Source organism: Prevotella heparinolytica, assembly GCF_002998535.1.
GTDB lineage: Bacteria > Bacteroidota > Bacteroidia > Bacteroidales > Bacteroidaceae > Bacteroides > Bacteroides heparinolyticus.
Window position 1 is genome coordinate 1,462,613 of sequence record NZ_CP027234.1, and the last position, 19,564, is coordinate 1,482,176.

Annotated in this window: 15 protein-coding genes and 1 pseudogene; 7 read left to right on the forward strand and 9 right to left on the reverse strand. The window is 48.7% G+C overall.

Annotated features, from left to right (window positions below; all coding sequences use genetic code 11):
- The first annotated feature begins 11 nt into the window (after positions 1–11).
- The 3 genes from C3V43_RS06000 to C3V43_RS06010 are packed head-to-tail and all read left to right on the forward strand — an operon-like array spanning position 12 to position 4,844.
- Positions 12–3,284: a S41 family peptidase gene (locus C3V43_RS06000; RefSeq protein ID WP_106069026.1), complete on the forward strand. Its 3,273-nt coding sequence runs from the start codon at positions 12–14 to the stop codon at positions 3,282–3,284.
- On the forward strand, positions 3,281–4,267 hold the full coding sequence (locus C3V43_RS06005; protein ID WP_106069027.1) for an aminodeoxychorismate synthase component I: 987 nt from the start codon (positions 3,281–3,283) through the stop codon (positions 4,265–4,267). The genes C3V43_RS06000 and C3V43_RS06005 overlap by 4 nt, the downstream gene beginning before the upstream one ends.
- Positions 4,251–4,844 (forward strand): aminotransferase class IV family protein, encoded by a 594-nt coding sequence (locus tag C3V43_RS06010; RefSeq protein ID WP_106069028.1) that lies wholly within the window; start codon positions 4,251–4,253, stop codon positions 4,842–4,844. The genes C3V43_RS06005 and C3V43_RS06010 overlap by 17 nt, the downstream gene beginning before the upstream one ends.
- A 72-nt stretch (positions 4,845–4,916) precedes the next feature.
- Here C3V43_RS06010 and C3V43_RS06015 read toward each other — a convergent pair whose 3' ends face one another.
- On the reverse strand, positions 4,917–5,312 hold the full coding sequence (locus C3V43_RS06015; protein WP_106043418.1) for a DUF2721 domain-containing protein: 396 nt from the start codon (positions 5,310–5,312) through the stop codon (positions 4,917–4,919).
- Between the two features lie 140 nt (positions 5,313–5,452).
- On the opposite strand from C3V43_RS06015, the gene C3V43_RS06020 reads away from it, so the two are divergent.
- Both C3V43_RS06020 and C3V43_RS06025 read left to right on the forward strand, forming a co-directional pair.
- Positions 5,453–5,839: an A1S_2505 family phage non-structural protein gene (locus C3V43_RS06020; RefSeq protein ID WP_106069029.1), complete on the forward strand. Its 387-nt coding sequence runs from the start codon at positions 5,453–5,455 to the stop codon at positions 5,837–5,839.
- Between the two features lie 18 nt (positions 5,840–5,857).
- Positions 5,858–7,105, forward strand: a complete 1,248-nt coding sequence (locus tag C3V43_RS06025) for a 3-phosphoshikimate 1-carboxyvinyltransferase (RefSeq protein ID WP_106069030.1) — start codon at positions 5,858–5,860, stop codon at positions 7,103–7,105.
- A 395-nt stretch (positions 7,106–7,500) separates the two neighbouring features.
- Here C3V43_RS06025 and fmt read toward each other — a convergent pair whose 3' ends face one another.
- Genes fmt through C3V43_RS06040 form a run of 3 tightly spaced genes read right to left on the reverse strand, consistent with a single transcriptional unit; the run spans position 7,501 to position 10,861 of the window.
- Positions 7,501–8,472: a methionyl-tRNA formyltransferase gene (gene fmt, locus C3V43_RS06030; protein WP_106069031.1), complete on the reverse strand. Its 972-nt coding sequence runs from the start codon at positions 8,470–8,472 to the stop codon at positions 7,501–7,503.
- Between the two features lie 22 nt (positions 8,473–8,494).
- The gene (locus tag C3V43_RS06035; RefSeq protein ID WP_106069032.1) at positions 8,495–10,285 is read right to left on the reverse strand and encodes a chloride channel protein; all 1,791 of its coding nucleotides are present in this window, start codon (positions 10,283–10,285) and stop codon (positions 8,495–8,497) included.
- A 12-nt stretch (positions 10,286–10,297) separates the two neighbouring features.
- A complete protein-coding gene (locus C3V43_RS06040) occupies positions 10,298–10,861 on the reverse strand; it encodes an L-threonylcarbamoyladenylate synthase (protein WP_106043416.1) in 564 nt (187 codons plus the stop codon).
- 80 nt (positions 10,862–10,941) lie between these two features.
- On the opposite strand from C3V43_RS06040, the gene C3V43_RS06045 reads away from it, so the two are divergent.
- A complete protein-coding gene (locus C3V43_RS06045; protein WP_106069033.1) occupies positions 10,942–11,382 on the forward strand; it encodes an acyl-CoA thioesterase in 441 nt (146 codons plus the stop codon).
- A gap of 56 nt (positions 11,383–11,438) precedes the next feature.
- Entirely contained in the window at positions 11,439–12,617 is a 1,179-nt protein-coding gene (locus C3V43_RS06050) for an AraC family transcriptional regulator (RefSeq protein WP_106069034.1), read from the forward strand.
- A 14-nt stretch (positions 12,618–12,631) separates the two neighbouring features.
- Here the strand turns inward: C3V43_RS06050 and C3V43_RS06055 are convergent, their stop codons facing one another.
- The 5 genes and pseudogenes from C3V43_RS06055 to C3V43_RS06075 all read right to left on the reverse strand — a co-directional run bounded on the left by C3V43_RS06055 (position 12,632) and on the right by C3V43_RS06075 (position 19,561).
- Complete coding sequence (locus C3V43_RS06055; protein WP_106069035.1) at positions 12,632–14,080, reverse strand: PA14 domain-containing metallophosphoesterase; 1,449 nt, start codon at positions 14,078–14,080, stop codon at positions 12,632–12,634.
- A gap of 18 nt (positions 14,081–14,098) precedes the next feature.
- Complete coding sequence (locus C3V43_RS06060; RefSeq protein WP_106069036.1) at positions 14,099–15,550, reverse strand: glycoside hydrolase family 125 protein; 1,452 nt, start codon at positions 15,548–15,550, stop codon at positions 14,099–14,101.
- Positions 15,551–15,877: 327 nt separating this feature from the next.
- Positions 15,878–17,479: pseudogene (locus C3V43_RS06065) on the reverse strand (MGH1-like glycoside hydrolase domain-containing protein); the annotation flags it as partial.
- Between the two features lie 16 nt (positions 17,480–17,495).
- Positions 17,496–18,632, reverse strand: a complete 1,137-nt coding sequence (locus tag C3V43_RS06070; protein ID WP_373722200.1) for an alkaline phosphatase — start codon at positions 18,630–18,632, stop codon at positions 17,496–17,498.
- A 65-nt stretch (positions 18,633–18,697) separates the two neighbouring features.
- Positions 18,698–19,561, reverse strand: a complete 864-nt coding sequence (locus tag C3V43_RS06075; RefSeq protein ID WP_106069039.1) for an endonuclease/exonuclease/phosphatase family protein — start codon at positions 19,559–19,561, stop codon at positions 18,698–18,700.
- Between the last annotated feature and the right edge of the window lie 3 nt (positions 19,562–19,564).

The window sequence follows — 19,564 nt, forward strand, 5'->3', positions numbered from 1 at the left end:
TCCTACTAATTATGAAGAAAATTCTTGCAACCATTGCATTGGGTTTTACGGCGATAGCCGGCCATGCCGTCGCTCCTCTCTGGATGCGCGACGCTCAAATCTCTCCGGATGGAACAGAAATCGTATTCTGCTATAAAGGAGACATTTACAAAGTGTCTGCCAAAGGTGGAACCGCCACACAACTCACCACGCGAGAGACGTACGAATGCAACCCTGTTTGGTCGCCCGACGGAAAGCAGATAGCTTTTGCCTGCGACCGGTATGGTAATTTCGACGTTTTCGTGATGCCGGCCAATGGAGGAGCTGCCCGACGGCTGACTACAAATTCTGCCGGTGAACTGCCTTCAGCTTTCACCCCCGACGGCCGGTACATTTTGTTTTCCGCATCCATCCAAGACCCTGCAAGCAGTGCCCTTTTCCCTTCTTCCGCCATGACGGAACTTTATAAAGTGCCGGTGGCAGGAGGACGTACCGAACAGGTGCTGGGCACTCCTGCCGAAGCTGTCTGCTTCGACAAGTCCGGCAAACAACTCTTCTACCAAGATAAAAAAGGTTCTGAAAACGAATGGAGAAAACATCATACCTCTTCCGTCACCCGCGACATTTGGATGTATGACACCCAAACGGGAAAGCACACCAACCTCACCCGACGGGAAGGGGAAGACCGTAATCCGGTATTGTCGCCCGACGGACAAAACGTCTACTTCCTGAGCGAACGCAACGGCGGTTCTTTCAATGTCTATTCATTTCCGCTCGCACAACCGCAATCGGTCAAAGAGATTACCGCTTTCAAGACCCATCCCGTACGTTTCCTGTCCATGAGCAACGACGGAATCTTATGTTATGGCTACGATGGTGAAATCTATACCCAGCGAAACGAATCCGCTCCGCAGAAAGTCGACATAGAGATTGTGCGCGATGACCAACCGCAGTTGGACAACCTGAAGTTCTCCGACGGAGCTACTTCCGCCATTGTCTCGCCCGACGGGAAGCAAGTAGCCTTCATCGTACGTGGAGAAGTGTTCGTAACAGCTACCGAATATGCCACGACGAAACAGATTACCCATACCCCGGCACGCGAAGCCGGACTGACCTTTGCACCGGATAACCGCACACTGGCCTATGCCAGCGAGCGTGACGGCAACTGGCAGCTCTACCTCGCCAAGATTACACGCAAAGAAGATCCCAATTTCCCTAATGCAACCTTGATTAAAGAAGAGGCATTACTCCCCTCCTCCACCATAGAGCGTGCCCATCCTCAATTCTCGCCCGATGGCAAGGAACTGGCTTTCATTGAAGACCGCAACCGCTTGATGGTAATCAATCTGGAGACTAAGAGAGTACGCCAAATCACCGATGGTTCTACGTGGTACAACACCGGAGGTGGTTTCGATTACTATTGGTCGCCCGACGGCAAATGGTTCACGCTTGAATTTATCGGAAACAAGCACGACCCATACTCAGACATCGGCCTTGTCAGTGCACAGGGAGGAAGCAATATCATCAACCTGACCAATAGCGGCTATACAAGCGGCTCACCTCGCTTTGTACTCGAAGGCAATGCCATTCTCTTCACCACCGAGCGTTACGGTATGCGCGCCCATGCCTCGTGGGGGTCGCAAGATGATGCCATGCTCGTATTCCTTAACAGGGATGCCTACGACAAATATTGCTTGAGCAAAGAAGACTACGAACTCCGCAAAGAGTTGGAGAAAGAACAAAAGAAAGAGAAAAAAGAAAAGGAAACAAGTAAGGCAAAAGGCCAAAAGAAAGACGGCAAAACCACAGATGACAAAGAGGAGAAAAAAGAAAAGGTAAAAGATATTGTCGTAGAGCTGACGAACATCGAAGACCGTATCATACGTCTCACTCCCAATTCTTCGAACATGGGCAGCGCCATCATCTCGCAAGACGGCGAAACGCTTTATTATCTGTCGTCTTTTGAGAAAGGCTACGACCTTTGGAAAATGGATCTGCGCAAGAAGGAAACCAAACTGCTTCACAAGATGGATGCCGGATGGGCATCTATGGAACTGGATAAAGAAGGGAAGACCCTTTTCCTGCTGGGTAGCAAAGCCATGCAAAAGATGGATGTATCTTCGGACGCATTGAAAACAATCACCTATCAAGCTAATGTGAAGATGGACTTGGCTGCCGAACGAGAATACATGTTCGACCATGTATACAAGCAGCAGCAAAAGCGTTTCTACAACACAAACATGCACGGAGTGGATTGGGATGCCATGACAGCAGCCTATCGCAAGTTCCTACCCCATATAAATAATAACTACGACTTTGCCGAATTGCTGAGCGAATGGCTGGGCGAATTGAACGTATCGCACACCGGAGGACGCTTCCGCCCTAAAGGACAAACCGAGCCGACCGCCAGCTTGGGCTTGCTCTTCGACTGGAGTTATCGGGAACAAGGCATGCGCATCGCCGAAGTGATGGAAAAAGGCCCGTTCGACACGGCAAATACCAAAGTGAAAGCCGGCACGGTCATCGAAAAAATAGACGGCATGGAGATAACCCCTGAAATGGATTATTACACACTGCTCAACAACAAGGCCAAGAAAAAGACGCTCGTATCATTGTACAACCCGCAGAACGGAGAACGCTGGGACGAAGTGGTAATACCCATCAGCAACGGAGCAGCCGGCAATCTGCTTTATGCCCGTTGGGTGAAACAGCGTGCGGCAGATGTGGACAGATGGTCAGGCGGACGTTTGGGCTACGTACATATCGAGTCGATGGGCGACGGCAGCTTCCGTTCTATTTATTCTGACATCTTGGGGAAATACAACAACCGTGAAGGTATTGTCGTAGACACACGCTTCAACGGTGGCGGACGTCTACACGAAGACATAGAGATATTGTTCAGCGGTAAACAATATTTCACTCAAGTGGTTCGCGGCCGTGAGGCCTGCGACATGCCCAGCCGTCGCTGGAACAAGCCATCCATTATGCTGACATGCGAAGCCAATTACTCCAATGCACACGGCACACCGTGGGTTTACAGTCATCAGAAGTTAGGCAAACTGGTAGGCATGCCGGTGCCGGGCACCATGACCAGCGTATCGTGGGAAACACTGCAAGACCCGTCGTTGGTTTTCGGCATTCCCATTGTTGGCTACCGTCTGCCGGACGGCAGGTATCTGGAAAACCTGCAACTGGAACCGGATATCAAAGTGGCCAACTCACCCGAAACAATCGTGAGAGGAGAAGACACGCAACTGAAAACAGCAGTGGAGGAGTTGCTGAAAGAGATTGACAACAAGCAATGAAGTCATACGGTAGAAAAGAAGCCATAGAGAAGATGAACGTGCTGGCAAAGGCCGGAACGCCCTTCCTCTTTATCATAGACTACAAGCAGGAACACTCGTACATCGAGGAGGCAGACAAGATAGACGCCTCCTCTTGTCTTTACCTCTTCAGAGGAAAAGGAAATATCGCCGCAGATATTCCCCGATATGACGGAACAGTAGACTGGCAATATATTCCTCCCTCTCCTGCCGGATACAGGCATGCTTTCGACATTGTGAAACAGAATCTGCTGGCAGGCAACAGTTACCTGACAAACCTGACATGCAGAATTCCCATAAACACCAACCTGACACTGAAAGAGATTTTCCTGCATTCAAGGGCATTATACAAGCTGTGGCTGAAGGACAAGTTCGTCTGTTTCTCCCCTGAAATATTTATCCGTATCGAAGCCGGAGAAATCAAATCTTTCCCGATGAAAGGAACGATAGACGCCACGCTGCCGGACGCCGAGCAGACGCTGATGCAGGATGTCAAGGAGGCTGCCGAACACGCCACCATCGTAGACCTGATACGCAACGACCTGAGTATGGTTTCAGACCACGTCAGAGTGACCTCTTACCGCTACATCGACCGCCTGCAAACCAATAAAGGGCCTATTCTGCAAACCAGTTCCGAAATCTGCGGAACATTGCCTCCCGACTACAAGGAACACATCGGAGATATCCTTTTCCGCCTGTTGCCGGCCGGTTCCATCACCGGTGCTCCCAAGCCCAAAACCATGCAAATCATTGCGGAGGCGGAAGACTTCGAGCGGAACTTCTATACAGGCATCATGGGATATTATGCAGACGGGAAACTGGACAGCGCTGTCATGATACGCTTCATCGAACAGGAAAACGAAGAGCAACTCTATTTTAAAGCAGGAGGAGGCATCACCGCCAAAAGCCGATGGGAAAGCGAATACAACGAAGTGAAACAGAAAATATATGTGCCGATTTATTGAAACCATACGCATCTGCAACGGAGAGGCCTGCAACCTCTCCTACCACGACCGGAGATTGAATGCCACCCGCATACACTTCTGGCCGGCAAGCCGGCCTATACAATTGGCAGATTATTTACAACCTCCCGCAGTCTCCGGAATTGTCAAGGCACGTGTGGTGTACGGCGAAAACGGAATTGAGGAGATAGACTATACCCCCTATCTGCTGCGCCGCATACAATCTCTGGCATTGATTCATTGCGACACGGTGGACTATACCTACAAAAGCGCCCGACGCGAGACATTGAATCATCTTTTTTCCGAGCGGGGAACATGCGACGATATCCTGATAGTGAAGCGCGAACTACTGACAGACACATCCATTGCCAACATCGCTCTTTTCGACGGTACTCATTGGTACACGCCCCGGCAACCGCTATTGAAAGGCACAAAACGGGCTTCACTGTTGAACAAAGGTATTCTTGCAGAAAAGGAGCTTAGATGCGAAGACCTCCCAGCCTTCTCCACCATCCGGCTTTTCAATGCAATGATAGAATGGGGAGAATCGGAACTTCCGGTGCAGAACATTATCACCTGAGGTTCACTCGTTCATACTGATGGAACGTGTTAGCGTGTTTATAGGCAAAACTGTCGTCTATTACGGAATGTGTCAATCCCTCTTATACATGTCGTTGAGATGTAATTCCAATGCTTTGACGGAGATATAAATCTCGTAGATGGAAATGGTGAGAGAGATTATCAGCAACAACAACGCCAAGCCGAAGATATAGACGGAAACAAGATGCAACTGTATATAAATAAAGAACATGCTCACCACGCACAGCAACAGGCTGCCGATGCCCGTCACCTGCATGGCGCGTGTCAGATAAAGGCGTTTCCGCAAATTGGCAATCTGAGCGGCCTTCACCGACGAACGGTTTTCCATATACTGTTCCTTCAAAGTACGCACCAATTGGGCGTATGAAAGAAAACGGTTGGTATATGCCAGCATAATCAAAGATATGGCCGAAAACAACAATGCGGGAGTGGTTAAATCTATTTCCATAAGCATTTCATTCCAAAAACAATCTACAAGCGTCAAACGCGGTTGCACCTCTTTTTGACACTGCAAAAATACAAAAGAAAATAGAGATTGGCAGATTTCTGCTTATCTTTGTGCCGGTCAATCCAAAAAACGAAAGCAATATGGAAGCAAGAACAACATCCGACCGAATCACCGAATTAAAACCCGGAGAAATCTTTGTCTTCGGCAGTAACCTTGCCGGAGAGCACGGCGGAGGTGCCGCACTGCTTGCATGGCGCAAATGGGGCGCCGTTTGGGGACAAGGCAGCGGGTTGCAGGGACAGACTTACGGCATCCCTACCATGCACGGCGGCCCGGAAGACATCAAACCCTATGTGGACGAATTCATCAAGTTTGCCGAAATGCATCCCGAAATGACTTTCCTCGTCACGGAAATAGGCTGCGGCATTGCCGGATTCACACCGGCCGAGATTGCCCCACTGTTTAAAGAGGCCACAGAGATTACCAACATCTGCCTGCCCCGACGGTTTTGGGAGGTTCTGCTATAAACTCAACTAAATACAACCATGCGATATATCGTTTCCGCCCCCGCCGCATTGGATGCCGACATACAACTGCCGGCATCCAAAAGTATCAGTAATCGGGCACTCATTCTGCACGCTCTTGCCCATGGCAACATCACACCCTGCAATCTGAGCGATTGCGACGATACGCAAGTAATGGTACGTGCTTTGGAAGATGCCCCCGAACACATCGACATACTTGCTGCCGGAACTGCCATGCGCTTTCTCACCGCTTATCTCAGCGTGACGCCGGGAAGCCGCATCATCACAGGCACACCGCGCATGCAGCAACGCCCCATCCGCCTATTGGTGGATGCCTTACGCCAACTCGGCGCACAAATAGAATATGTCGGCAACGACGGCTTTCCGCCACTGCGCATCACGGGAACGGAGTTGAAAGGCGAAGAACTCTCTCTTGCCGGTAATGTCAGTTCCCAATACATCTCCGCCCTGCTGATGATAGGCGCCGTACTTCCCAAAGGATTACGCCTGCATTTGACAGGCGACATCATCTCCCGCCCCTACATCAACCTGACGTTGCAACTGATGCGTGACTTCGGCGCACAGGCCGATTGGACGAGCGAAAGCAGCATCACCGTTCATCCCGGCGACTATCGTGACGTGCCGTTCACTGTGGAAAGCGATTGGAGTGCCGCTTCCTATTGGTATCAGATAATGGCCCTCTCTCCAAGCACAAAGAATGGAGGAGCAACGAATCCCGAAGTGGAACTGCCGGGACTTCTTCCACACAGCTATCAGGGAGACAGTCGCGGTGCAGAGCTCTTTGCCCGCCTCGGCGTCCGAACGGAATATACAGAACGAGGGGTAAGGCTGACCAAGACCGAACCTTCAGTAGCCCGTCTCGAAGAAAACCTGATAGACATCCCGGATTTGGCACAGACTTTCGTCGTCACCTGCTGCCTGATGAACATACCTTTCCGCTTCACCGGACTGCAAAGTCTTAAAATCAAGGAGACAGACCGCATCAATGCGCTTATCGTCGAACTGCGCAAGCTGGGTTATGCGGTGCATTCTGAGCAAGACAGCATCTTGTCGTGGAACGGTGAACGCTGTCCGGCCGAAGAAAATCCTGCCATAGCCACCTATGAAGACCACCGGATGGCAATGGCATTTGCTCCCGCCTGCCTCACTATGCCCCGGATAGAGATTGACGAGCCGCAAGTGGTATCCAAGTCATATCCGGCTTACTGGAATGATTTGCAAAAAGCCGGATTCAAGATTACGCAATAAAAAAGAAGCAATAACAGTTGTTCAAGAAGAGGATTTGAGGAGAAAACATCACGGATACAAGATGAGGAAATAAGAAGAAACACTTCTTTCCGGCCCATTGATAATCAACATCTTACACTTGTACAAGTAACGCCTCTCACTTATACAACCGTAAGCTCTCGCTTGTACAACCGCAAGCCTCCGCTTGTAGGAGTGTAAAACGGGGGTAGACCCGGCATGCCGACGAGCGCTTCATTCTACCCTCACATCCGGTCTTTTCTTATGTGCGGGCTTATCATCCTTAAAGTGTGGGCTTACCTCCCTTAAAGTGCAAGCTTATGCCTGCTGAAGTGTGGGCTTGCGACTGCTAAGGTGTGGGCTTGCAAATGCTAAAGTGTGGGCTTACAAATGTGCATCTATTGCATCCTGCACCCTTCCGTCAGCCGAAAGCCGCGCAACAGTTCATCAGTGTCCAAACGTTTCTTGCCCGGAAGCTGAAGAGAGCGAATGCCGATAAAGCCGTCTGTGGCGGCAACGCGGATATAAGTCTTGCCATCCGTCAGCAATGTGCCGGGAGAGAGCGTATGGCGGGTTTCAATCTTTTCCGTTTCAAATACCTTTACTGCAACTGCCTCCCCATCGGGCCGGTGCAACTCCGTCCATGCCGCCGGATAGGGAGAAAGGCCGCGCACGAAATCATAGATACGTTTCACAGGCCGGTTCCAGTCAATCCGGCAAGTCTCTTTGAAAATCTTCGGTGCCGGACGCAGTTCACCGACAACCGCCATCTCCTCCTGCGGAATAGTTCTCACCGTGCCGTCAAGAATGGCATCCACCGTTTCTGTCACCAAACGTCCTCCCAGCAGCATCAGCTTATCATGGATAATGCCCACATCATCCGTATCGGCAATGGGTACGCGCACTTGCTGTATAACCTCGCCCGTATCTATTTCGTGTTTCAGGAAGAAAGTGGTGATGCCCGTCTCCGTATCTCCATTGATGACCGCCCAATTGATGGGAGCCGCACCCCGATACTGCGGCAGCAAGGAAGCATGCAGGTTGAAAGTTCCGAGCCGGGGCATGTTCCACACCACTTCGGGCAACATGCGGAAAGCCACAACGATTTGCAAATCGGCTTTCCAACTGCGCAACACCTCTACAAAGCCCTCATCCTTCAACTTCTCCGGCTGAAGAAGCGGAAGCCCATGTTCCAGCGCATACTGCTTCACAGGCGAATATTGAATCTTATGTCCGCGCCCGGCCGGCTTGTCCGGCATCGTAACGACACCCACTACATTGTAGCCGCCTTCCACCAGACAGCGAAGAGCCTCCACTGCAAAATCGGGAGTACCCATATAAACTATTCGTAAGTCTTCTTTCTTCATCATTTCATTCAAAGCCTATAAGTCTTTAATCTTCCGAGAAATGCACCAACACCTCACGATACGAATTGAATATCTTCGACTTGGACACAAAGCCCAGATATTTGCCGCCCGCATCCACTACCGGCAAGTTCCATGCCCCGGTATCATCGAACGTACGCATCACCTGCTCCATGCTGTCCGTATCATAGAGGCGGGCAGGCGTGGAGGTCATGAACCTGCCTACCGTAAAACGATGGTAAAGCTCCTGACGGAACATGATGTTGCGAATGGCATCCAGCGAAACAATGCCCAACAACACGCCTTCTTTATCGACCACCGGAAAGATATTGCGGTGAGAAGCAGAAATGGCCTTCACCATCTCACCCAAGTCCATATCGGGACGTACGGGTACAAAATCCTTCTCCACCACATTCTCCATCTTCATCAGCGTGAGTACCGCTTTGTCCTTGTGGTGTGTCAGCAACTCGCCTTTTTTGGCCAAGCGCATAGAGTACAGGCTGTGAGGCTCGAACATGATAATAGTGAGGTAGGAGCTGACCGAAACAATCAGTAAAGGCAGAAAGAGGTCATAACCTCCCGTAAGCTCGGCAATCAGGAAGACGCCCGTCAGTGGAGCATGCATCACACCACTCATCACCCCCGCCATGCCCATCAAGGCAAAATTCTTTTCGGGCAGAAAAGCGGTTATCTCAAACTCATTGCTGAAATGCGAAAATACAAAACCGGCGATACATCCCAAATAGAGCGAAGGTGCGAAGATACCGCCGCAGCCACCGCCACCGTTCGTTGCACTCGAAGCGAATACCTTGAACAGGATAATCAGCATCAGATAGAGCAACAACAAGCTTCCGCTGCCATAGAAAAAGGAGTTGTTCATCACCGTATCCCACTGGGCATTGTCGGTACCGTTCAGCAGCAACTCTATCGTGTCGTAACCTTCGCCATAGAGGGGCGGAAAAAGGAATATGAGCACACTCAGCATCGCCCCCCCCACTGCCAGTTTACTGTAGGGCGTCTTCAACTTGCCGAATATTCCTTCTACGGAACTCATGGCACGGGTGAAATAAAGCGACACCAATCCGCAGAAAATGCCCAACATGATGACGTACGGAATACGTTCCAGCTCGAAAGGCTGGTCCAGATGGAATTTAAACATAGCGTCCGTGCCCGTCATGATATAAGAAACAGTGGCCGCCGTCACTGCGGAAATCAGCAACGGAAGCAAAGAAGACATCGTCAGGTCTATCATCAAAACCTCCAACGTAAACACCAATCCGGCAATAGGCGCCTTGAAAATGCCGGCAACGGCACCGGCAGCGCCACAACCCACCAAAAGCATCAGCGTGCGATGCTCCATCTTGAACATGCTGCCCAGATTTGAACCGATGGCCGACCCCGTCAGCACAATCGGCGCCTCCGCTCCTACCGAACCGCCGAAACCGATGGTTATGGAACTGGCAATGATGGACGACCACGTATTATGCGGTTTGATGCGCCCCTGCCGACGCGAAATGGCATACAGAATCTTAGTGACCCCGTGGCTGATATCATCCTTCACGACACGACGCACAAACAAACCTGCAAAGAAAATGCCCACCACCGGATAAACCAGATAAAGATAATTGGCCTCCGTTACGTTGAAGTTGTCTGTCAGGAAATCCTGTATCCAGTGTATCAGCATCTTCAGTATCAATGCGGCAAGTGCCGTACAGATACCGACCAGAAAACTCAGTATCAGGATAAACTGTTTCTCTTTTATCTTCTTTTCGCGCCATATAATGAAACGCTGCAACAGACTTCTCTTTTCTCCCGCCATCACGCCCCTTTTTTATTCGCGAATAATTTTAATGACTCCGCCTTTCTCCAGCTTGATGATACCGGAAGGTTTCGGACGCCCTGTCTCTTCCCTGCGGCATTCCACGATATAATCGACTGCCGATTTTATCTCTTCACTGATTTCGCTGAAATTGCCCGGCGAGGGCTGACCGCTGATATTGGCAGAGGTAGATACAATCGCCTTACGGAATTGTTGACAAAGTCTCTTCGAAAACTCCTCGTTTGTCACCCGTATGCCTACACTGCCATCTTCCGCCAACAGATTCGGAGCTAAATTACGTGCCCCCGAATAGATAACGGTCAGAGGTTTGTCGGCCATTTCAATCAAGTCCCAAGCAATCTCCGGCACATCCTGCACATAAAAGTCCACCTTCACCGAAGAATCGACCAATACCAGCATCGCCTTGCTGTCAGAGCGTTGCTTGATTTCATATACACGGCGCACCGCTTCCTCATTGGTAGCGTCGCACCCTATCCCCCAAATAGTATCGGTGGGATACAAAATCACCCCGCCTTCGTTCATCACCCGGCAGGCTTTTTTTATGTCTTCTATCATTTCTTGATGCATAAACTCGCAGATTGACACGCAAAAGTAGTATTTTTGCTGTGATAATAAACAAAGTTTAAGAGAAAACAATGGAAGAAATAGAATTTAACCACACCCTGCCCATACAACTACGCTTCAATGATGTCGATAAGTTTGGACACGTAAACAACACTGTTTATTTCTCTTTCTACGACTTAGGAAAGACTGAATATTTTGCCTCCGTATGCCCGGAGGTGGATTGGGAGAAAGACGGAATCGTCGTTGTGCACATCGAAGCAGACTTCCTTTCGCAGATATATGGTTCCGACCACATTGCCGTGCAGACCGCAGTAACGGAAATCGGAACCAAAAGCTTTCACCTTGTACAAAGGGTCATCGATACGAAAACGTCAGAAGTGAAATGTACATGCACTTCCGTCATGGTAGCTTTTGACATCACCGAGCACACTTCCAAACCTTTGACGGACGAATGGATTGAAGCAATATGTAAATTTGAAGGTAAGGATTTGAGAAAGAAGAAATTGGGATAATAAAAAAACTCTTTTTATATTTGTGCGAATAACTGAAACAGCCCCTATTGCCCACCATGATTCGATTGATATTACTGTCAGACTTTACGGAATCTTTCTCATACAATTTGCTGAAAGGTGTATTGGCCTACTCAAAAAGCCACGAGCCATGGGTAGTATGCCGGATGCCTCCTTCCTACAAACTCACTTATGGGATAGAGGGAGTTCTGAAATGGGCAAAAACCTGGCAGGCGGACGCCATCATAGGCCGATTCGACAACGAAGACAATGTAGAGTTATTCCGACAACATGGAATCATTGCAATAGCGCAAGACTATAAGGCGAGATTCGAGAATATACCCAACATTACCGGCGATTACCGGAAAACAGGGAAAATGGCTGCCGAGTTTTTCTTAAACAAAGGATTCCAGCATTTTGCTTTTTACGGCTATCGCGACACGGTATGGTCGCAAGAACGTTGCGAAGGTTTTTACGAATGCATAGCTGAACGGGGATTTGGCAATAACTTCCATGCCTATCAGGAACAATCGCTCGACGACTTATGGTTTTACGAAGCTCCTCCTTTGCTCTCGTGGCTCAAGTCTTTGCCCCACCCCACGGCTCTTATGGCCTGCGACGACAACCAAGGAAACCGCATCACGGAAATCTGTAAAGTCAACAACATCAAAGTTCCTGATAAGATAGCCATATTAGGTGTGGATAATGACGAAATAATCTGCAACCTGTCCGACCCTCCCTTATCCAGCATCAGCCACAATATCGTGCGGGGCGGTTTTGAAGCGGCCGAACTGATAGACCGTTTATTGAATGACGAGGAAAACAACCGGCAGGATATGCAGGATGTGGTAATCCAGCCTATCAATATAGTGAACCGCCTTTCCACAGATTTCTATTCCACCACCGACATGCACATCCATACGGCCTTGAAATATATTCACCAGAACATTGCCTCCGACATCACGGTATCAGACATAGTTAAACAAGTGCCCTTGTCGCGCCGCCTATTGGAAATCCGTTTTAAGCAAGTCACGCAACAATCCATCCACAAATACATCTTCAATCTGAGGATGGAACGCTTTGCACAATTATTATTGGCCAGCGATGCACCTATTGCAGACGTGGCGGAACAGGTTGGAATAAACAATCTCAAAAACCTGTCCCGCCAATTTAAAATCTTAAAGAAAGTCTCTCCCAATGAATACAGGAAAGAGCACCAAATGATGAACCGCCCTTAAGAGGGCTTATCCGCTTATTCCGGTAGAAACAATACATCATCCGACAAAAGAGTCTCCGGAATATTCTTCCCGGAATAGCCGACTTCCAATTCCTGCCCCATGTAATCTTCAAAGTAAAGCAGACGCAGTTCATGAAGCCCTTTCTCAAGAGCAACCTTGCCTTCGGAACGGCGTCCGCTATGCCCGCCGTCATTGTCAACCACCAACTGTCCGTCCACATAAAGCGCAGACCCGTCGTCAGAAAACGTATAGAAACGATATATGCTTTTTTCGGGCACATTCATTAATGTACGGAATTCATAAGCAAAATGGTCGGCAGCAGAGGCTTCTTTGATTGAGAAGTTCTTCATTACCCCCTCCTTGACTTTTTTGCATGAGGCAATATCGGCAATGCGCTTACACTTTCCTTCATAATAAACGTATGCCGTTCCGTGCTTGCCGGGAGTCTTTTTCAATACCGGCAAGTAGGCCATGGTTTGTTCTTCCTCGGAATTCAATCCCGATGGATAATAATAGGAAGCTTCTCGTCCCGAAGGTGTGGAAATCCATGTTTCAAACCTGAATTCTCCTTCAAGCAATTCAATGATGCGTGCTCCTCGTTTCAATGAGCCGTAAGCATCCGCTCCGGTCACCCTGCCATAGCCAAGCGCTATGCCCTTGTTTATCCCGATATAGTCATTATCGTGATCATGCCCGGCAAAAACTCCCATCACATCTTTCATGTCAACAAAGGAGGCAAACATTCCGGAGTTTATTTTTGATGAGGCGACTCCGCCCTCTCTGTCATTTCCATAAGTCTTGCCGTCGCCTCTAATCTCATTATATTCAATAAGAGGAATGTGGAAGAACGCCAAAGCCGGGAGCGGATTTCCATTGTTTCCCTCGGTAAAACGGGCGCTTTGTCTGCGATACCAGTCAATCTGGTCGAAATGAATCCAATCATAAGCGCCATACAGTTTATTGGATTGATAGTCATTCGAATCCATACAATAGAGCAACGCCTCTACTTTATCTTTCTTTTTCGTTCCGTAAACAGGAACAACGCAGTTGCCGCATCCCGTAATGCCTTCAGGACCTTTCGCTCCTGCATAATAGGGAGATTGCAGCAGAAAGTCATAGATATCGTCTTTTGCCATATATTCAGCGTCATGGTTTCCCATGGTCACGACAAAAGGCACTTTATGCTCATTGAAAATACCGGCGATGGCTTTCCATCCGTCAATGGCAGGAGCCTCGGTAACTACATCTCCACTCAATATGGCAATATCAGGATGTTCTGCATGTAAAACCGAACGAATGGTGGCCTCTGTCTCTCCGCACTTCAGCGACTGTGGCGTCCAATGCAGATCTGTAAACTGAGCTATTTTGAACTTTCCGTTTCTAAATGCAAATTGCCTTTGGGCAAAAACCGTTGCCGAAAAGCAACCGCACCATACAACTAAAAGGAGAACGATTTTCTTCATACTCTTTCTTTTTCAGGTTCATAATGTTTGAGACAAAAGTCCCGGATAGTCTTTGATAATCTTGAGGATAAGTTCGCCGAACAACGTATTGGCCCATGCAAACCAAGAACGGGTAAAATCGGAGGCGTTTTCAGAATGGAAGGATTCGTGCATGAAGCCTGTTCCTCCGTCCGAATCGCGCAGCAGTTTCAGACAAGCGTTTATCTCTTCCGCATCATCTGTCGTCAAAGCTTTCATGATGATGCTCATCGGCCAAATGTAGTTTAAACCTACATGCGGGCCTCCCACACCTTCACCGGCCTTCCCGCTGAAGAAATAAGGATTATTGTCGCTCCATATCATCTTACGGGTATTCTGATAGAGGGCATCCTTGAAAGAACAATAACCAAGATAGGGAGCAGCCAAAAGGCTGGGCACATTGGCATCGTCCATACAAAGGGCATTGCCGAAACCGTCGACCTCAAAAGCATAAATGCGTCCGCATACAGGATGGTTGAATGTGCCATACCTGCGGATGGCGGCATCCACCTCATCCGCCAAAGCCGTACATTCTCCGGCAAAACCGTCATCACCATACACTTTATGCTCTATCTCTGCCAGTTGCCTCAACGAAACCACCGCGAACATATTGGAAGGTATAAGAAAGCCGTATTGAGTGGCATCGTCCGAAGGACGGAAAGAAGAGACAATCAGTCCGACCGGTTTAACGGGTGCTCCCCATCCGCCATTTATCTGCGAATCGGTGGGACGGTCACAATCGCGTGTAAAGCTGTATGGCCCCAAACCTTGTTTACGTTGCTGCTCCTTAAAGGTACGGAGAACCAGTTTCATTGCCTCATGCCAACCGGCATTGAATACGGAAGTATCCTCAGTCAACAGCCAATAGCGATAGGCCAGCCGGATGGGATAGCACAAAGAATCGATTTCCCATTTGCGTTCATGCAATTCCTTCACCATGTGCTGCGTATGGTCTGTTTCCCAATAACTGCCCAACGGGCCATCGTTGAACGCGTTGGCATAAGGGTCTATCCGAATGCACTCTGCCTGTCGGTTGATAAGCCCCGCTATCAGAAGTTGCAAATCTTTATCTTCTTTCATTAATGGCAGATAAGGCCACACTTGCGCCGAAGAGTCGCGCAACCACATGGCATCAATATCACCGGTTATGACAAATGTATCAGGTCTGCCGTTCTTCGTTTTATATCTGACAGTGGTATCGAGCGTATTGGGAAAACAGTTCTCGAACATCCAGCGAAGCTTTTCATCCTTAATCTTCTTTTTGTTCTCTTCAATGGCCTTCTCCACGGCTTTGGACACAAAAGCCCTCTTGTCCTTTGGAGGACGCTGAGATATGTACTTCGGCTCCGGCATTCCGGATGAAGCAAAAGCCTGAGAAGGATTGGCAACTACCGCAGCCAAAGCGAGCCCTCCGGTCTTCAGAAAGCTACGTCGCGACATGTATTTTTTCATCGTTGATACAACTGTGTTTTTTAATAGGTATCTGGGTTCGGGATAAGAAGCAGGCCGATAACCTCACCCGAAGGTTTGTATTTTAAAATCAAGCCCTATTGGTTATCATACATTTACATCTGCTCTGTCAGACACTTGTGTCTGTCACGTCAGACACTTGTGTCTGTCAAGACAAAGGATTGCAGCTGTCAAAACAGGGCGAGGGCGGCCGGCCTGAAAGGCTCTCTTCTGCCTGACTGCTGTAAACCGGGGCATTCAGGAAATATCCGTCCGGCAGAATGCAGCCCTCATTTCAGCCAAAGCAACCGCCTGTCCCGAACTCAGGCAATAGATATGTTTACCCGGAGTTACATTGATTTTTTTCTCCTTACCGCCATAGAGTACCACCAACTCGAAACCGATATTCGTGTCTACCACAATGCTCGGTTCGTCCTTTACGGAACGACGGGATTCGGCTTTCAGGCTGACAACACCATCCGGACCGAAAGGATAACGCTCAATTCCGTTGGCTTCCGTCAGATTCATGTCCCAAACAATACGTTGATTGACGTAATCACCCTGAATGCCGAGGACAAATTCTATCAGTTCGGCAATAGGAGGAAGCCCTGCCCATCCCACAAAGTCTTTTCTCGCCATGAATCCGGCTTCAGCCTTCTCAGGAGAATAATATTCCCAGAAAGTACCCGTATTCTTATATACCTCCAGCACCTCGGCATAATGATTCAGCGCAATTTCCCGCGCCAGCTTCCGATAGCCTTTCCTCACGAGGCCTTGCATCACCATGTAGTTAGTGCCCGGCCATATTCCACCTTGCCAATAGCGTCCGTTCTCCTTATATTTAGGGTTGTCTGCCGACAAGGAAGGAATCCTGAATTTCCGGTTAAACGTGGCCGGATTATCCAACTCCTTCACCATACGGTCGAGTTGTTTATCGCTCAACACATCCGTGTAAAGCGCCCAATAAGCACCTATCCCTTTTGTCCGGCAAAGAGAGCCGTCGGCATATTGGTCGTAAAGGAAGCCGCTCTTTTCATCCCAGAGATTTTCCTGAATATACTTCCCTAACATCTTTGCCTCATCTTCAAACTCTTCAATCTCTTGCCAACGCTCCAGATAGAATCCCATTTCAAGCAGCAAGTTAGCAGTAAACAGCTGCTGAAGATTCGTATCCAGCCAAATCATATGTCCATGACTGTAAATAGGGCTGTATTCTGCCGGCACACGGGGCATATTGTCCATGCCCGTCCCCCATCCGCTGGACCAGTATGTACCGTTCCGCCACGTACGGTTCTTCTTCAGCCATTTGTAATAGGCGCAAAGCACCGGGAATATTTTGTGCAGACGCTCCGTATCTCCGAACTGATGATAATAAACCATTTCACACCAAGGCATCAGATTAGGTCCGGTGCTGACCGGATCATAGCGTTCAAAACAGTCGGCTCCGTCCGCCTTTATTTCACGGCAGATGAAACCGTCCGGATGCTGTTTGGCATAGAAATTATCCAGCGTACGCTGAAAAGGAAAGAATCGCGTACCATACCGGGCAAACATCAAAATGAACGAAGAATCCCACATGAAAATATTGCCGTTATAGGCCGTGTCCAGATAGCTTGAAACAAAGCCTGAACCCGGCTGAGGCTTCCGGATATTTCCCACAGCGATTTCCCATGCCCTCCAATACATCTCAATCTCCTTCTCATGCCCGTCCCAAATAGGATTCGGAAGTATATACCGTGCCTCCTCGAAGCTTTTCGGCTCAAGGCTTTCGGGCTTGGCAACGCGATACTCATTTTCCGTAACCAAAGGCTCTTTTACATACGTATTTTTATAAGGCAGATGATATTTCTCATCATTACCGTAACTTTGAGCTTTCAGCAGAGGAAACACCGCAAAGGAAAGCAAGCATGTAAATAATATGCGTTTCAACATAAACAGTTCTTTTAGTTTATAAATCGAGCAACTTCTTTATCTTATCAAAAATAGCCGTATTCTCATAAATGCCGGTAAAATCTTGCGAACCGGGCCCGAAAGCATATACCGGTACCATCACACCGCTATGTCCTCCCGTGGAGAATTTACAAACAATCTTGCCGCTTTTCAAATCACCGTCCACCAATGTGAGGCCTCCGGTTTCATGGTCGGCCGTAACAATCACCAGCGTTTCGCCGTCTTTGGCTGCCCATTCGTAGACTGCACCAATGGTACGATCAAAATCATGGGTTTCCTGCATCAACAAGTCAAGGTCGTTGAAGTGTCCATAATCATCCAGCTGTGAGCCTTCAATCATCATAAAAAAACCGTTCTTGTTCCGGCTCAGCAGTTCAATCCCTTTTAGTGAAGCACGTGCCAGAAGATCACCGCGTTCGGCTGGAAGCGGAGTATCTACCGTATCGGTCACAGCAAACACCTTGCCTTCTTTCACTCCTTCCAACTCTTCCCAACTGCGGGCTGTCTTGAATCCTTTGGCACGCAGCTCCTTGAACAAGTCCCGTCCGTCCGCACGATTCTCAAAAAGTTTGGAACCTCCTCCGAATACATAATCCACGGGACTATTCACATAATCAGCCACAATCTCGGCTTCTGCATCACGATCTTTGTTATGACAACAAAAATCGGCAGGAGTAGCATCCCAAAGCCGGCAAGTCACAGCAATGCCCGTAGCTTTGCCCTTGGCCGCAGCCAAGTCTATCAACGATGGTACAGGACGCCCCAACGTATCCACACCCACGCTGTGGTAATTCGTCTTCTGCCCTACCGCCATAGCCGTGCCACCCGCACCTGAATCAGTAATCAATCTATCGGCACAGTAGGTTTTAGAGAGCCCTACTGCCTGACAATTGTCTAAAAATAGTTTGCCGCGATTGGCCGTCCATGCCGAATACACATGCATAAGGCTCATGCCGTCGCCAATCATCAGGATGACATTTTTTACCTTCTTCCCCTGAGGCGGCGTTATCCTGTTTACTTCATAAGGTTGTTCCAGCACATAAGTTTGCTCTTTATCACGACGGCTTTGTGCCAACGCATCAGCAGACAATAATCCGATTGCCAAGACTGCAAGTAACCAGCTTCTCAATATCATTTTTCCCATTATCTCTTTTTTCTTAATTCAACAACATAACTCAGATTTTGTATCTCTACCGATAATCACTCTACCGTCACCAACACAGGGGCGTGGTCTGATAGAAGAGACTCGTTCTCGGTTTCGGCTAAAACACCGTACCTCAACACGCGCAATCCATTACGAACAAACACATAATCAATCAACGGACGTTTATCATAAGGAATCTTATCAAAATCATGGAAAGTCCATGATGGACCATATACAACAGGCGACGCCAGACGAGTATCTGTCAAATGCTTCGGATTGTTCGGGTCGGTTATATTCTTGATTACATCCGACTCCGGTTCCGAATTAAAGTCGCCGGTAACGATTACCGGCAACTCACCGCCCAATTCATTCAGCTTCTCCAGTATAAGATTTACTCCTTCACGGCGTGCCACCACCCCGACATGATCCAAGTGAGTGTTTAATGCCAAATACTCTTTACCTGAAACAGCGTCCTTCAGTTTCGCCCATGAAGCAATGCGTTCGCAAGCACCGTCCCAACCCTTAGAACCAGCCACTTCGGGGGTTTCGCTCAACCAAAAGTTGCCCGAATCAAGCAAAGTAAAACGACTTTTTCTATACCAAAGTGCACTGTATTCCCCTTTTTCTTTGCCATCTTCACGGCCTACTCCTACCACGCCATACTCCGGCAAGCGTTGCCGAAGGTCTTCCAACTGATTACGGAGCACTTCCTGCATCCCCACTATATCCACATCATAAAAACGGACTGCGTTCGCTACCCGTTCCTTTCTGAATTTCCAGTTGTTCATGCTATCTTCCGGATTATCATAACGGATATTGAAAGACATCACATTTACAGGTTCCGACGCGGCAACCGGTTTCTTTACTTGTCCGCATGATGCAGCCAAGAATGGTAAAAGCAATAAAACTATTTTTTTCATGAC